The following is a 15,573-nucleotide window of genomic DNA, read 5'->3' as shown; positions in this document are numbered from 1 at the left end:
AAGCGCGGCGTCAATCGAGCAATAACTTGATTATTTTTGTCGCATAACCCATTTTAACCCAACTTTGGGAACCACTTAAATTCCCAGCGAAATTCTTTGGAGGAAACACAATGAATATGAAGGGACTCCTGGCTCTTGCACTGAGCTCAGCTTTGACAGCTCCCGCTTTCGCAGCAGCACCAAATGCTAATGCACCAAAAGGCGGAAATTTCGTAAACAACCTTGGCGGTGAACCACCAACAGTTCATCCGATCACAAGCACAGACGTGTACGGTTCCAACGTGCAAGCAATGGTGTGTGAAGGTCTTTTGTCTCGTGATTCTGAGACTTATGACTGGAAACCTCGTTTGGCAGAGAAATGGGAAGTTTCCAAAGACAACAAAACTTTCACTTTCTTCCTTCGTAAAAATGCAGTCTTCCATGACGGCAAGCCGGTAACAGCTGAAGACGTTAAGTTCTCCTTCGACGCGATCTTCGAGCCAAAATATGAAGCGGCTCACCTTCGTCCATACTATGAAGGTCTTTCCAAAGTTGAAGTTGTTGATTCTCACACTGTGAAATTCACAGCTAAAGACATGTACTTCAAAAACTTCGAATCCGCTGCGGGTCTGACCATCATCCCTAAGCACATCTATGGCGATGTTGAAAAATCCAAAAAAATGAACCGTCAGTTGATCTGCACTGGTGCATACTCCATGTCCAAATTTGACCGTGGTCAAATGATCCAGTTGAAGAAATTCGACAAGTGGTGGGGTTTGAACGAGCCATTGTACAAAGGCGCGTACAACTTCGACACTGTGACTCTTCGTTTCTACAAAGACGAAAACGTTCAACTTGAGCGCGCTAAAAAAGGTGAGCTTGATTACCTTGACCTGCGTATTGAATCCTTCATGAAAAAAACTGAAGGCGCTCCTTGGGGTAAAACTGTTCTTAAACACAAGGTTGCCAACAGTGCTCCTAAGTCTTACGGCTTCGTGGGCTGGAACTTCCGCAAAGAATTGTTCCAGGACAAAAACGTACGTGTGGCTTTGGCTCACCTGTTGAACCGCGAAGAGATGAACAAAAAGTTCCGTTATGGCATGTCTGACCTTGCTAACGGCGCTGTTTACATCAAATCCGAATACAACCCAGGCAACAAAGCTTTGGAATTCAATCCGAAGAAAGCTCAGGAATTGCTGGCTAAAGCCGGTTGGACTGACGCTGACAAAAACGGTGTTCTTGAGAAGACCGTTAACGGCAAGAAGTCTGAGTTCAAGTTCACTTTGATCTACCCTAATAAAGACGTAGAGAAATACTGGACTATGTACCGCGAGGACCTGAAAAAAGCCGGTATCGACATGGAACTTAAGTATCTTGAGTGGAACTCCTTCCTGAAGCTGGTTGACGAAGGTAACTTCGACGCTGTGACCATGGCTTGGGGTGGTGGTTCTGTTGATCCAGATCCAAAACAAATCTGGCACTCTTCCGGTGCGATCCCAGGTGGTTCTAACTTCATCGGTTACAAAAACCCAGAAGTTGACAAGCTGATCGACGAAGCTCGCGTTGAGCCGAATAAAGCAAAACGTGTTGTTAAGTTGAAAGAAGTTTACAGAAGAATCGCTGAAGACGCTCCATACGCGTTCCTGTTCAACGACAAGTACGTATTCTATGCAAATTCTTCACGCATGGGCACTCCTGCAGAGACATTTAAGTACGAAATTGGTACAGACTACTGGTGGATGAAGCCTCAATAGGCTTCTTCCTCTGGATTTGTTCATCTGTCTCTTATTAGTTTGGGAGTAGGGCTTTGATCGTTTACCTGATTCGCCGATTACTACTGATGATCCCGACATTCTTCGGGATCACCATCATGACTTTCGTTCTTATCAATCTGGCTCCGGGCAGCCCCATTGAGCAGAAACTGCAGGCAATTCGCTTCGGTTCTGCTGGTGGCGGTGGCGGCGGAGCTGCTGGCGTTAACAGTCGCGGTGACTCCGCGGTTAACGAAGAAGTGATTGAGGCCCTGAAGAAACAATACGGTTTCGACAAGCCTTTGCACGAACGTTACATCATCTGGCTTAAAAATCTGTCCCGTTTGGATTTCGGTGAAAGCTTCACCTACCAGGAGCCGGTCATTGACGTGATCAAAAGTAAGTTCCCGGTGTCCTTGCAGTTCGGTATCGCCTCTTTGATCCTGACTTATCTGGTGTGTATCCCTCTGGGTGTTCGCAAAGCCATCAAGGCCGGCGGCGCTTTTGACCGTATCACCACTATTATTCTGAATCTGACGTACTCCATCCCTCCATTGGTTTTGGGTATCTTCCTGATCGTTGTGTTCGCCGGGAAACTGAACATGTTCCCATTGGGCGGATTGCACTCAGACGATTATGAAGTGCTGACCACCTGGGGTAAGATCGTGGATCGCGCTCACCACTTTGTGCTGCCGTTGATCTGTTACATGATCGGTGGTTTCACGGAGCTTTCCACTTTAATGCGAAACTCCATGCTGGATGTTGTGAAGTCCGACTTTGTTCGTACGGCACGCGCCAAGGGTCTTTCTGACAACGTGGTTATCTTCAAGCATGCTCTTCGCAACGCTTTGATCCCGATCGCAACCGGTTTGGGTGGCTTCTTCGGAGCCTTCCTGGCGGGTTCTTTGATCATTGAACAGATGTTCAATTTGGACGGTATCGGTTTGCTGGGTTATCAGTCTATCATGGCGCGTGACTATAACGTGATCATGGGTCTGACATTTATTTCGTCTTTGCTTTTGATGTTCGGACGTATTTTCTCTGACATCATTTATGTTCTTATTGATCCAAGGATTGACTTCAAATGATCGAAAAATATCTTATTCGCAATGAATTGACGCTGAAGAGATATAAGCGATTTAAGCGCGATCGTGTCGCTGTTGTCTCTGTTTGGATTCTTTTGGCTATGTTCTTCGTGAGCTTCACGGCGGAACTTTGGGCCAACAATCACCCGCACGTGATGAGCTACAACGGGAAGTTGTTCTTCCCATTGTTCAAGGACTATCACCCAACTGCCTTCGGCCGTGATGACATCTATGTGATGGACTATCGTGAGCTTGAAATGAAAGAGGGCGACTGGGCGGTATGGCCGATCATTCAGTGGGACCCGTATGAAAGCAATAAAACCGTTGAAACCTATCCATCCCCACCAACCAAGGTAAACTGGCTGGGTACGGATGAGAGCGGTCGTGACGTGATGACCCGTCTGTTGTACGGCTTCCGTTACACGATGTTGTTCGCGATCGGTTCATGGCTTGCGACTTATGCGATTGGTATCACCATGGGTGCTATCATGGGTTACATGGGTGGTAAGACCGACTTGGTAGGTCAGCGTCTGGTTGAGATCGTGGAAAGCACCCCGATCCTGATCGTTCTTTTGACGATCATCTCTATCTTCACTCCAAGCTTGCCGTTGTTGATCGGGTTCTTTGCGATCTTCAGCTGGACCGGGATCTCTGCTTATATGCGTGCCCAGTTCCTGTCTTTGAGAAAGCGTGAGTACGTTGAGGCAGCTAAAGCGATTGGTGCGGATCACACCCGTATCATTGGTAAACACATCCTGCCGAACGGTCTGACTCCGATTGTGACCTTTGCGCCGTTCTTTATCGCGGGTGGCGTGAATACGTTGTCCTTCCTGGATTACCTGGGCTTGGGTCTTCGTCCGCCGACTCCTTCTTGGGGTGAGTTGCTGGCTCAGGCTCAAAAATGGTTCACGATTGCAGAGTGGATTGTTTGGGGCCCGATGGTGGCTCTGGTTCTGACTCTGACCCTGTTGATCAACATCGGTCTTGCAGTCCGCGACGCCTTCGACTCCAAAATGTAGATAAAAAAACAGGTGGCTTAAGGCCACCTTTTTTTATCCCCAAAAAAAGGTGCCTGGTGACTTTTTACACCTACACCGCATCATACTTTCTGTCTTTAAAGTTGATCCCCCGGTGGCCTCTCGATAAGGTCCAAACAATTACCACTCTATTCCTTGGGGATTCATGAAGTTTGTCGTTGGCCTTCTAGTGTCTGTATTTGCTGTTTCAGCTCACTCTCAAGTTCTTGGCAAAATCAAAGGTGCCGGTGAAATGACGGCGAAGTACTTCCGTTTGGATGGTTCTGCGGATGTTCGCAACGTGAAGTGCACGGTCGCTTTGAATCTGGATCAAACGGCTGACGTGGTTGAGCTAGGTTTTTCTTTCTATGAGTGTGAACAACTGGGTGGTTGGAATGATCTGCCAGTGTCCTTGAAAATTGATGGCAACAAGCTGGTAAACTCTAAAGGCATCGAGCAGGGGCGTATCTATGCGGATGGCACGTTGGAGTTCACAAGTCTTTCCCGCTCCCAGGTGACTTATCATGACGAGAAATACGATGGCTTCTGCCGCTTGTATTCCACGAGTAAAAAGACCCTGAATCTGGACACTGTGATCAAATATACGTTTGTAAAGACGGCGACAGGTTACCAGATGAACCGCGAGGTTTCTGAAGACCGTCTGGCTTATAAATCCCGTCGTGATTATCCACGATGTCCTGCGGTTGTGATTCCAACGGCGGTTAAAATGACCTCCAGTCTCAATGCGGGCCTAAAGTAATATATCAGTTCGGGATTCTTTTCATTTTTGAGGGGCTTGCATAGTCCCTCAATACTTTCCCCCTAGCCTGATCCCATCAAACGCACTTGTTCGTGCGGGGGGATCTTATGATATCCAAAAGGATGCACGCGGGAATCTGGGGATTGTTTCTGGCTCTGATGCTGAGCTCTTGTAAAACGCCGGTGTCTTTCACCGAGGAATTCAGTTCCAAAACTTCTGAAGAAACCACGACAACAGACGATTCCACCAGCGATGACAGTGCTGATGATTCCACTGACGACATCAGTGACGATTCAGAAACGGTGCCGGATTCCGAAGTGGTCGGCGAAGTCTGCGACCAGCTGGATTCTGACTCTCACAATGCCTCTCAGGGCGATATCATGCAGGATCCTTTCTTAAATATATCCTTTGCTTCGGGCAAGGGGCTTGTTTTGCCCCAGGGCCCTTGTGTAAAGCGCACGGTGAAAGAGGACTCGGATACTCGCCGCGAGATTCTGTATGAATATTCCTGCAGTGAAGTTAAAGGCGTCGTGAATCTGATCAGTACCCGTGAAGAGGAAAACGGCGCCGTGATTTCGGTGATCGACACCGATGTTGATGTTTATGGTAAGGCGGGCTTGGTGCGAAACATTCAGTCCACTCACGCGCACACGCGTCTTGCCAGCGGAGCGATTCAGATTGATCGCGAGTTTGAGGAAACTTCGACCGTGGAAGGTGTTCAGCATCAGATCACAGGGGTTTCTTTCTATGACTTTATTCCGGATGAAGATTCTGCCAAAGGGGCGGGCTTTGTTCAGATCAGTGGAAGTGTGAGTCACGTCAAGGGTGGCGTGGCTCAGAATGTGTACAGTGTGTCTTCCGATGGATTGCATCGTGCAGTCTGCGGATTTGATGACGGGGTGGTGACGATGAGATCGTCTGACAAGATCACCACAGTGACCTATTCCGGCTGCGGCAAGCCTGTGATCACTCAGGCTGATGTGGAAGTGGTTGAATAAAAAAAAGCGGCGAATTTTCATCCGCCGCTTTGAATTTTGAAAAGAAAGAATCCGGAAATTATTCCGCTTCTTCCAGGTATGTGTAACCGGAAAGACCTTCTTCGTAGTGCTTGATCAGAAGCTTGGCTTCTTGTTTTGTGATCGAGCCTCGTTGGATGGATTCCTCTGTCGCCTGACGAACGCTGTCGACCATTTCAGAACGGCCGTACTGAACGTAAGACAGAACTTCAGTCACAGTGTCACCTGGAACGTAGTGGTCAATAGTGTAGCCCACGCCGTTCAAAGAGATGTGAACTGCATCAGTATCCCCGAACAAGTTATGCAAATCACCCAGGATCTCTTGGTAAGCACCGGTCAGGAACACACCCATGTAGTACTGCTGGCCATCAGTGAACTGATGCAAGCGGATGGTTTCTTTTGGTTCGCCGGAAGCTGTGTCGATGAACTTTTCGATCACACCGTCAGAGTCGCAAGTCAGATCCGCCAAAGTTGCTTCACGTTTAGGCTCTTCGCCCAGACGGTGAATAGGGATCACCGGGAACAACTGACCAACCGCCCATGAATCCGGTACAGACTGGAACACAGAGAAGTTTGAGAAGTAAGTGTCGCACAGTTCTTTACCCAAAGCTGTCACGATGTCTTCACAATCCGGAGTCGCGCGCGCCAGTTTGATCATCTTGGTTGCGATCGCAAAGTACATGGATTCACACCATGCACGCTGCTCAAGACTCAAGACGCCGTAAGTGAACAATTGCAGAGTTTCTTGTTTGGCCTGTTCAAGGTCATTGAAGCACTCGTTGATATTGTCTTTGTTCACCTTTTCATAGATGTACTGCATGTCCTGCATGATGGAATGATCCGTTTTCGTCGCTGGGCGAGGCGGCTCATGGCGGTGAAGATCGTTCACGCCCATCACGTTGAACACCAAAACCGAGTGGTGAGCCACCAGGAAGCGGCCGGACTCAGTCACGATGTTTGGATGTGGAATGCCTTTTTCATCACACAGAGTCTGAAGCACAGACACGATGTCGTTGGCGTATTCCTGCTCAGAATAATTCACAGAGCTGTCAGAGTGGCCGGAGCCGTCATAGTCCACGCCCAAGCCGCCGCCCACGTCGATGTACTTCAGGCCTGCGCCCATTTTGTACAGCTCAGTGTAGAAGCGTGCGCCCTCTTTCAAAGAGGACTTGATGGACTGGATCTGCGGAACCTGAGATCCAATGTGGTAGTGCAGAAGTTCCAGGCAATCCAACATGCCTTCGTTTTTCAGGAACTCAACGCCTTCCACGATTTCAGTGGAAGTCAGACCGAACTTGGAGCGTGCACCAGAGGAATCAACCCACTTGCCGGCACCTTGAGTGTTCAGCTTCGCGCGGAAACCGATTTTTGGACGGGCGTTGAACTTTTTCGCCACGTCCACGATCATTTTCAATTCTTCTTTACGATCCACCACGATGATGGTGTTGCGGCCCAGTTTCTGGGACAGGATCGCTGTTTCGATGTATTCCCAGTCTTTGAAACCGTTGCAGATGATAAGGGCATCTGGAGTGTTCATCAAAGCCAGGACAACCAGAAGCTCAGGCTTGGAGCCTGCTTCAAGACCCATGGAGTAGTCTTTTCCGTATTTCACCAGCTCTTGAACCAGGTGACGCTGTTGGTTCACCTTGATCGGGTAAACGCCACGGTACTGGCCTTTGTAGCCATGATCAGCAAATGCTTTTTGGAAGCAGCCGTTCAAAAGCTCCACACGGGATTTAATAATTTCCGGAAAACGAATCATGATGGGAACGCGGATACCGCGGTCCAAAAGATCTTGGGTCAGCTCATGCAGATCCACTGTCGGACCTGTAGCACCCATCGGAGTGACAGCAACATTGCCTGCGCTGTTAATTCTGAAATAACCGTTGCCCCAGTTGTTGATCCCATAAAGCTCAGCGCTTTTTTCAGGACTCCAATTAGACATCTCTTCTGGCCCTCACGACTAGGGGGCCCGGATAAAAGGACCCCACGTTGTTTTTTCAGGGGTCCTTTTCGGTAAAAGAACCCAGTTATTTAACGATCAAGTTCAAAATTTTGCCGGCTTTGTAAATCACCTTGTCGGGATTCTTGTCGCCAAGCACTGCTGCCACCTGTTGAACGGCTTTCGCCGCGGCAACAGCTTCCTGTTCGGAGGCTGCTACGCCAATTTCGATCGTGCCGCGCATTTTTCCATTCACTTGCACGCCAATTGTCACAGTGTCATCAGCGCACAGGGTGTTATCATATTTTGGCCATGGAGCCAAAGCGCAAAGTCCCTCTCCGTTCATTTTTTCCCACAATTCTTCAGCCAAATGCGGGGCAAACGGAGCCAGAATCTGTACCAGCGGTTTTACGGCCAAAACAGAGCGGCATTCTGCACGGTAAAGCTCGTTCACCAGGATCATCATGGCGCTGATCGCAGTGTTAAAGCTCATGGACTCGATGTCCTCTGTGACTTTTTTAATCGTTTTATGAACTAATTTCTCAATCTCCGGAGTCAAAGCCTCGGAAGTTGCCACCAGCTGACCGTCGTCGTTCACCACAAGGCGGGTGATACGATCCAGGAAGCGTTTCACGCCATCGATACCCGTCGGAGCCCAAGGTTTGTCCTTGTCCACCGGACCCATGAAGCTGATAAAGGTTCTCAAAGCATCGGCACCGTGGGAACGGGCAATGTCTTCCGGAGAAATCACGTTTCCACGGGATTTCGACATTTTCTCGCCATCCGGGCCCAGGATCATCCCCTGGTGCGCCAGTTTTTGGAACGGTTCATCGTGGGTCACAAGACCGCAGTCAAAAAGAACCTTTGTCCAGAAGCGGGCATACAGCAAGTGACCGACCGTGTGTTCAGGGCCGCCGACGTAAAGGTCGACCGGCATCCAGTACTTTTCAGCCTCGGGGCTGAATGGAGCTTCGGTGTTTTTCGGGTCAATGTAACGCAGGAAGTACCAGGAAGAACCCGCCGCACCCGGCATGGTGTCCGTCTCACGACGGCCTTCTTTGTCGCCGTCCATGTACTTCACCCAGTCCGCGTTGCGCGCCAGCGGTGCTTCGCCGGTGTCAGCCGGTTCGTAGTCAGCCACTTCCGGCAAAATCACCGGAAGTTCATTTACTGGAACGCCTTTGGAGCCATCAGCAAAGTGAACAATCGGGAACGGCTCGCCCCAGTAGCGCTGACGGCTGAACAGCCAGTCACGCAGTTTGTACTGAACTTCGCGAACGCCCAGTTTGTTTTCTTCCAGATGCTTCAGCATTTTGGAGATGGCTTCAGCTTTATTCAGACCGTCCAGGAACTCGGAGTTGATCATGATGCTGTCGCCTTCAAATGGCAGCATATCACTTTCAAGAACGGACTTGATCGGGATGTTGAACTTGGTTGCGAATTCAAAGTCGCGGGCATCGTGACCAGGAACGGCCATGATTGCACCCGTGCCGTAATCCATCAGCACATAGTCAGAAATCCAGATTTCAATCTTGTCGCCCGTGATCGGGTGAGTCGCGTGGGCACCAGTGAACACGCCGGTTTTTTCCGTGGAAGCTTTGCGGTCCACTTCGGATTTTTTCGCCGTGTCAGCGATATAATTTTCCACCGCCGTGTATTGAGGCTGAGAGGTGATTTTCTTAACCAGTGGATGTTCCGGAGCCATCACCATGAAAGTCACACCAAATAATGTATCAGGACGGGTGGTGAAGACTTCGAAGGTGTCTTTTTCGCCGTGAACCTGGAAAGTAATGCGCGCACCTTCGGATTTGCCAATCCAGTTGCGCTGACCTTCTTTGGTTCTTTCCGGCCAGTCCAATTTGTCCAGATCATTCAAAAGACGTTCAGCATAGTCCGTGATTTTCAGCATCCACTGTTTCATCGGAACGCGGATCACCGGGTGACCGCCACGCTCGGATTTACCATCGACCACTTCGTCGTTGGCCAAAACAGTTTTCAATGCCGGGCACCAGTTGACTGGAACTTCCTTCTGGTAAGCCAGGCCGCGCTCATAAAGTTTCAGGAAGATGAACTGAGTCCACTTGTAGTAATCAGGCTCGCACGTGGAAATTTCGCGGCTCCAGTCAAAGCTGAAACCAAACGTCTGCAAAGTTTTGCGGAAGCTGTCGATGGCTTTCTTGGTGGTGATCGCAGGGTGAACACCAGTCTGGATCGCGTACTGCTCTGCAGGCAAACCGAAAGCGTCATAGCCCATCGGATGAAGAACGTTGAACCCGTTCACACGCTTGTAGCGGGAAATAATATCGCCCGGAGTGTAAGAGGCCATGTGCCCCACATGCAGACCGGAAGCCGAAGGGTAAGGGAACATATCCAGGGCATAATATTTCGGCTTGGAACTGGTTGTCTCAGCTTGAAACGCTTTCGCATCAGCCCATTTTTTCTGCCACTTTGCTTCGTACTCGGTGAAGTTCAAACTCATAAAAACATCCTTCAAAATTCAAAGAAAACACCATCACCATAATTAGCGAAAATCCCCTGACAATTCAACGAATAAGACCCCCTTAGCGCCCACATCAGACCCCACATCAAAACACAGAAAATGTAAGAATTCTTCCCCCGTCTAAAGTCCGCAAATCACTTCGCGCGCGGGCGCATCAACAAGGTCCTGACCGATGAAGGAGGGCTGGGGGCTGGGTTCCGCCGCAAGTTCCGCAGGTCCGGGGGTAATCGTGGAACGCAACAGCTCCCGACGAGCCAAAGGGCTAGTAAGGAAGGAAAAAACCACCCGAGCGAGGACTGTTCGAAGCGCCGGAGCCCAGCCCCCAGCCCGGCTTTCCCGGAGGCAGGATTAAAGTTTGGTAGTCTGGTCTTATGATTAGAAAATTGTCTAAATAATTCCCAGAATTAACCGATCAGTATCCCAAACGTTACACTGGTATGTAGATGAGTTTTGAAGTCAGCCCCAAACAACCAAAAAGTCGCCGTATTCTAGTAATCGACGACGATAAGGATAGCCTGGAAATTCTCCTGGAGCCTTTGCGCTGGGAGGGCTACGACGCGCGCGGTGTGACCACCGAGGCGGAAGCTCATAAACTGATCGAATCCTGGATCCCTCACATTGTTATTTTGGACTGGATGGCGCCTTCCATGGCGGGTTTGCGGGTTTTGAAATCCGTGCGTGAGCGTCTGTCTCACGTTTCCTGCGTGTTTGTGTCGGAAAACTCCAGCACTGAAGCTATCATCGAGGCTCTGGACTCGGGTGCGGATGACTACATCGTAAAACCATTTGTGCCGCTGGAGCTTCTGGCGCGCATTCGTTCGCAGCTGCGCATTCGTGATTTGCACGAGCAGTTGCTCTTCGCCAATGAAAAACTCAAAGAGCTTGTTGATACCGATGACCTGACGGGTCTGTACAACATGCGTTCGCTGTATCAACGTCTGGACTTCGAGATGGAGCGCGGTCGTCGCTTCCACCGTGATGTCTGTGTCGTGATGATGGATATGGACTATTTCAAAACCGTCAATGACGGGCATGACCATCTGTTCGGAAGTTATGTGCTGTCCGAAGTGGGTAAGATCATTCGCGCCAACACACGCAATATTGATATCCCAGCCCGCTATGGTGGGGATGAATTCCTGATGGTGCTGACAGAGACTAATCATGCCGGTGCCATGTACTTCTGCGAGCGCCTGCGTGAAAACATCGAAAAGACCACTTTCCGCAATGGTGAGGACTCAATGAAGCTGACGGCCTCCTTGGGCTTTGCCATTACAATTCCGGGTGAAAACATCAGTGCCCGTGAACTGGTCCGTCGTGCCGACCACGCTTTATATGAAGCCAAACGGGCCGGGCGCAACCAGGTGGCTCATTACAAACCGGATGCCGCTCCTGTGGTGGAAATCAAATCTGCCATTCATAAGCGCCGTAAGGCTGCTGGCTAATTAGTCGTTGACCTCGCCCGGGGTATCTAAGAAAACGCTCTTATATGCAAAGTTCTATTTCATCTGCTGATAAAATCCGTAATCGTGCCGCGTGGATTTCCGCCATTGCCAGTGTCGTGATATTCACCATGAAGGTGGTGGCCTATCGCCTGACCAGCTCGACCGCTGTGCTGTCTGATGCATTGGAAAGTATCGTGAACGTCATTGCCGCGATTGTGGCGCTGTTTGTGATTCGTTTCGCCGCTCAGCCCGCGGATGAGGATCATCCCTATGGGCACGGCAAGGCCGAGTATTTCTCTTCAGCGTTTGAAGGCGGTATGATCTTCTTTGCCGCCATCATGATTGTCGCCGAAGCCGCCAAAGCCCTGATCTATCATGAACCAACACAGAAGCTGGAGATGGGTTTGCTGATTGTGGGCGGAGCCGCCCTGGTGAATCTGGCTTTGGGTTTGTATTTGAAACGCGTGGGGACGACTCATCAGTCAGATGCCCTGAAGGCCAGTGGGGCCCATGTGTTGTCGGACGTTCTGACCACCGCCGGAGTGATGGTTGGTCTGGGACTGGTTTTGCTGACCGGAATTCAGTGGCTGGATCCGGTGATTGCGATGCTGGTGGGTCTGCAACTGGCTTATTCAGGATTCAAGATTGTGCGCGAATCTTTGGGTGGTCTGATGGACCAGCAGGATATGGAGTCACTCGAGCTTCTGGCCAGTGCGCTGGAGAAAAATCGGGTGCCTGGTGTTATCAACATTCACCATCTGCGCGTGATTCGCTCGGGTCGATTCCATCACGTGGATGCCCATATGGTGGTGCCGGAATATTGGGATGTTTCTCAGGTTCACGCCATGACAAGTGACTATGAGGCGGGCGTGGTAAAGGATTATGAGTTTGACGGGGAGCTGGCTTTCCATGTGGATCCTTGTAAAAAATCCTACTGCGACAGCTGCGAGGTCCCCCAGTGCCCGATTCGTTTGCAGCCTTTCCGCCACAGGCAGGACTTCTCTGTGAAAAGCTTGACCGACGACCCGGCTCCGACTAATCAAGGGACCCATGACAGATCAGGCTCTAAGAAGACAAATTAATATCACCAAAGACCTTCCCAACCAGAATGCCTACACCCTGGCGTTGAACGGCGAATATGCGCATGTGGCTTTCGATGAGCTGCGTGCTCCGCTGAACAAGGGCAAATGGCGTTCGGACGTTTTCAAAGCCGATACTGGCATGCCGATGGACGTGGAAGTGGGCACCGGGAACGGGACTTACTTTGCTCATCACGCCAAAACCCATTCTGACCGCCTGTTGGTCGGCCTTGAGCTGAAATACAAACCTTTGATTCAGTCCATCCGTCGCGCGGTGAATGCTGGCTGCAAAAATGCGGCGATCACGCGTTTCCACGCTTTCAATATTGATCATCTTTTTGCTGAGGGCGAGATCGACAACGTCTATATCCATTTCCCGGATCCATGGACATCCCCGAAAAAACCGAAGAACCGTTTCGTGTGCAAAGATAATCTGGAACTTTTGTACCGTCTGCAAAAGCCGGGTTCTTTCATCAATTTCAAAACCGATTCTTTGGTGTACTTCCTGTGGGCGATGGATGAAATCCGTCAGTCTCCGTACAAGATCATTTTTGAAACTCAGGATCTGCACAACTCAGAAATGAAAGATCAGAACTTCGAAACGGCTTTTGAGAAAATCTTCCTGCGTGAAGGGATCAAAATCAATTTCGTCAGACTGCAGAAGGTCTAGCGGTCGGTGAAAAGGGCCCGCCTGCTGCGTGAATCGCACTTTGGGCTGGTGTGGGGTGGCAGAAATCCTCGTTTTAAATTTCCTTGGGATATACTGAGAGAGTTTTGGGAACAGGGGGATTCTATGGCATCCTTTCTTCGTTTTTCTTTATTCTTCATTGGTGTATTTTTCTTGTTTGGATTGGAGCCGGTTCTTGGGGCGATCACCCGTGAAACGGATTTTTTGGCACCTGTAGAGCCGACCACGGTTTTACGCAGTTCTGTGATTCCTTGTTACGGACGAAATCAAGCGGGCATTGGGCGTAAAACCAATATGTCCCGGGTTGAAGGGGAGCGCTGCTCGGTTCCGCAGCCGGTAGAAGCCCGTCGTCTGGATCGCCCGGATCACGAGGTGGATGATCCCGGCAAGGACTTCAACCGCCGCGAGCTTTAAGCTTTACCAATATGTCGCGTCGACGGTGATGTTTCCCCGAACCCGCGTCTGACAACTGATGCGCACGTCGGATGCGATGCTGTTTTTCTCCCGCAGAAAGTTTTCTGTGTCGTTTTCGCCAGATAGATTCTCTTTGCCGTCCACAATAATGATTTTGCACTTTGCGCAAACGCCGTCGCCATCACAACTGGAGGCCACGGGAAGGCCCGCCTCCAGAAGCGCCGTCATCAGGACGGTGTCAGCAGGAACCTCTACGGCAGGCATGTTCTTTTTAAAAGAAATCACGGGCATAGCCCATTGTAGCTGACGCAGTCCAAAACGTGCAAAGAACTAATGAAAACGGGGCTATTTGTGGTAGCCTTGATCCGTTATTGTCCCGACCAATTGTGAGGTAATCTATGACTCAGGATCAAAAAGTTGAAAACGTCATCATCATCGGTTCCGGCCCTGCTGGCCTGACTTCCGCTATCTATACTTCCCGCGCCAATCTGGAGCCTTTGATGATCGAAGGTGAAGAGGCCGGCGGTCAGCTGATGACCACGACAGAAGTTGAAAACTTCCCGGGCTTTGACCACGGGATCACGGGTCCTGACCTGATCACGGTCATGAGAAAACAGGCTGAAAGATTCGGCACTCGTTTCATCACTCGCAACGTGACGAAAGTGGACTTCTCACAGCGTCCGTTCAAAGTGTGGATCGGAGACAAACTTCACCTGGCAAAATCCATCATCATCTCTACCGGCGCCAGCGCGAAGTATTTGGGTCTGCCTTCTGAAAAAGTTTATGCCAACCGCGGTGTTTCCGCGTGTGCAACTTGTGACGGTGCCTTCTTCCGCAATCAGGAAATCGGCGTTGTTGGCGGTGGTGACACCGCGATGGAAGAAGCGCAGTTCCTGACTCGCTTTGCCAGCAAGGTGTACCTGATCCACAGACGTGACCATTTCCGTGCTTCCAAGATCATGGTCGATCGTGCATTGAAGAACCCAAAAATCGAAGTGCTTTACAACACTGAGGTGACCGAGGTTCTGGGTGACGGTAAAGGTATGACCGGCGCAAAAATCAAAGGCACTCTTGATGGTGCTGTCAAAGAACTTCCGATTACAGGTCTATTCCTGGCCATTGGCCATAAGCCGAACACCGACCTTTTCAAGGGTGTTTTGGATATGAATGAGACAGGCTATTTGATCACCCAGCCCAACACCACGTATACTAACATTCCAGGTGTCTTTGCGGCGGGAGACGTGCAAGATCACGTATATCGTCAGGCGATCACGGCAGCCGGTACAGGTTGTATGGCGGCGATCGATGCTGAAAGATGGCTGGAAGCCCAGGAAGCTCACTAAGGAAGATATGAAGGACAAAAGAATCAACACCAAGGATTTGATCGAAAAGATCGAGAAAATGACCAAGGCCCGCATTGCTTCGCAGGAAGTGGTGCCTTTGGATCAGTTCCGTGAAGCCAAGAAAAAGCTGGATCCAAAAATCATTCTTGTGATCGAGGATGACGAAACCATGCGCCTGGCGATGAAAAGAATCCTTGAGAGTGAAGGTTACGTGACGAAGCTTGCTGCCGATGGCACCGAGCTTTCCACGGTACTGGATGATCACTCGGTGGATCTGATTCTGATGGACGTTGGATTGCCTTGGATCAACGGTTTTGAACTGGCCCAATTGCTGAAAGAGCACCGCGACCTGAAAAAGATCCCGTTGGTGTTCGTGTCCGGGAAAGCTTCCGAAGAAGACATGAAAAAAGCCTTCGAGATCGGCGCTGATGACTATATCAAAAAGCCATTCGACGTTGAAAAGCTGAAAAAAACCGTGGAAACGCTTTTGAAGCTGAATACGTAATCGAAGCGAATATGATTTAAAAAAATATGGACCCCTCAGTGAGTGATTGCTGA

14 protein-coding genes are annotated in these 15,573 nt (G+C 50.0%); 11 read left to right on the top strand and 3 right to left on the bottom strand.

Features of this window, described 5'->3' with window-relative positions; translation table 11 throughout:
• Nucleotides 1–116: 116 nt before the first annotated feature.
• The 5 genes from ACNQKP_RS02365 (at nt 117) to ACNQKP_RS02345 (ending at nt 5,589) form a co-directional block, all read left to right on the top strand.
• Entirely contained in the window at nt 117–1,733 is a 1,617-nt protein-coding gene (locus tag ACNQKP_RS02365) for a peptide-binding protein (protein WP_417862609.1), read from the top strand.
• A 53-nt stretch (nt 1,734–1,786) separates the two neighbouring features.
• Entirely contained in the window at nt 1,787–2,818 is a 1,032-nt protein-coding gene (locus ACNQKP_RS02360) for an ABC transporter permease subunit (RefSeq protein ID WP_011162951.1), read from the top strand.
• Nucleotides 2,815–3,834, top strand: a complete 1,020-nt coding sequence (locus ACNQKP_RS02355) for an ABC transporter permease subunit (RefSeq protein WP_088566475.1) — start codon at nt 2,815–2,817, stop codon at nt 3,832–3,834. Before ACNQKP_RS02360 ends, ACNQKP_RS02355 begins: the two co-directional genes overlap by 4 nt.
• Before the next feature lie 163 nt (nt 3,835–3,997).
• Nucleotides 3,998–4,591 (top strand): hypothetical protein, encoded by a 594-nt coding sequence (locus tag ACNQKP_RS02350; RefSeq protein WP_417862607.1) that lies wholly within the window; start codon nt 3,998–4,000, stop codon nt 4,589–4,591.
• Nucleotides 4,592–4,698: 107 nt separating this feature from the next.
• The gene (locus tag ACNQKP_RS02345) at nt 4,699–5,589 is read left to right on the top strand and encodes a hypothetical protein (protein ID WP_417862605.1); all 891 of its coding nucleotides are present in this window, start codon (nt 4,699–4,701) and stop codon (nt 5,587–5,589) included.
• A 58-nt stretch (nt 5,590–5,647) separates the two neighbouring features.
• Here ACNQKP_RS02345 and speA read toward each other — a convergent pair whose 3' ends face one another.
• On the bottom strand, nt 5,648–7,552 hold the full coding sequence (gene speA / locus ACNQKP_RS02340; RefSeq protein WP_417862603.1) for a biosynthetic arginine decarboxylase: 1,905 nt from the start codon (nt 7,550–7,552) through the stop codon (nt 5,648–5,650).
• A gap of 85 nt (nt 7,553–7,637) precedes the next feature.
• Nucleotides 7,638–10,028: a leucine--tRNA ligase gene (gene leuS / locus ACNQKP_RS02335; RefSeq protein WP_417862601.1), complete on the bottom strand. Its 2,391-nt coding sequence runs from the start codon at nt 10,026–10,028 to the stop codon at nt 7,638–7,640.
• 464 nt (nt 10,029–10,492) lie between these two features.
• On the opposite strand from leuS, the gene ACNQKP_RS02330 reads away from it, so the two are divergent.
• The 4 genes from ACNQKP_RS02330 to ACNQKP_RS02315 all read left to right on the top strand — a co-directional run bounded on the left by ACNQKP_RS02330 (nt 10,493) and on the right by ACNQKP_RS02315 (nt 13,672).
• Entirely contained in the window at nt 10,493–11,491 is a 999-nt protein-coding gene (locus tag ACNQKP_RS02330) for a diguanylate cyclase (RefSeq protein ID WP_417862599.1), read from the top strand.
• 44 nt (nt 11,492–11,535) lie between these two features.
• On the top strand, nt 11,536–12,573 hold the full coding sequence (locus ACNQKP_RS02325; protein ID WP_417862597.1) for a cation diffusion facilitator family transporter: 1,038 nt from the start codon (nt 11,536–11,538) through the stop codon (nt 12,571–12,573).
• Nucleotides 12,542–13,240, top strand: coding sequence for a tRNA (guanosine(46)-N7)-methyltransferase TrmB (gene trmB, locus ACNQKP_RS02320; RefSeq protein WP_417862595.1), 699 nt, complete (start codon nt 12,542–12,544; stop codon nt 13,238–13,240). Before ACNQKP_RS02325 ends, trmB begins: the two co-directional genes overlap by 32 nt.
• Nucleotides 13,241–13,363: 123 nt before the next feature.
• Nucleotides 13,364–13,672, top strand: a complete 309-nt coding sequence (locus tag ACNQKP_RS02315; RefSeq protein ID WP_417862593.1) for a hypothetical protein — start codon at nt 13,364–13,366, stop codon at nt 13,670–13,672.
• Nucleotides 13,673–13,675: 3 nt separating this feature from the next.
• Here ACNQKP_RS02315 and ACNQKP_RS02310 read toward each other — a convergent pair whose 3' ends face one another.
• Nucleotides 13,676–13,963 (bottom strand): 2Fe-2S iron-sulfur cluster-binding protein, encoded by a 288-nt coding sequence (locus ACNQKP_RS02310; protein ID WP_417862591.1) that lies wholly within the window; start codon nt 13,961–13,963, stop codon nt 13,676–13,678.
• Nucleotides 13,964–14,070: 107 nt separating this feature from the next.
• Here ACNQKP_RS02310 and trxB point away from each other — a divergent pair, with 107 nt between their 5' ends.
• Both trxB and ACNQKP_RS02300 read left to right on the top strand, forming a co-directional pair.
• Nucleotides 14,071–15,015, top strand: coding sequence for a thioredoxin-disulfide reductase (trxB, locus tag ACNQKP_RS02305; RefSeq protein WP_417862589.1), 945 nt, complete (start codon nt 14,071–14,073; stop codon nt 15,013–15,015).
• A gap of 7 nt (nt 15,016–15,022) precedes the next feature.
• Nucleotides 15,023–15,520, top strand: a complete 498-nt coding sequence (locus ACNQKP_RS02300; RefSeq protein ID WP_015089558.1) for a response regulator — start codon at nt 15,023–15,025, stop codon at nt 15,518–15,520.
• Nucleotides 15,521–15,573: the final 53 nt, after the last annotated feature.

Origin of the sequence: Bdellovibrio bacteriovorus (genome assembly GCF_048286975.1) — a bacterium.
Lineage (GTDB): Bacteria > Bdellovibrionota > Bdellovibrionia > Bdellovibrionales > Bdellovibrionaceae > Bdellovibrio > Bdellovibrio bacteriovorus_H.
This window is presented reverse-complemented; position numbering and strand designations above follow the sequence as displayed.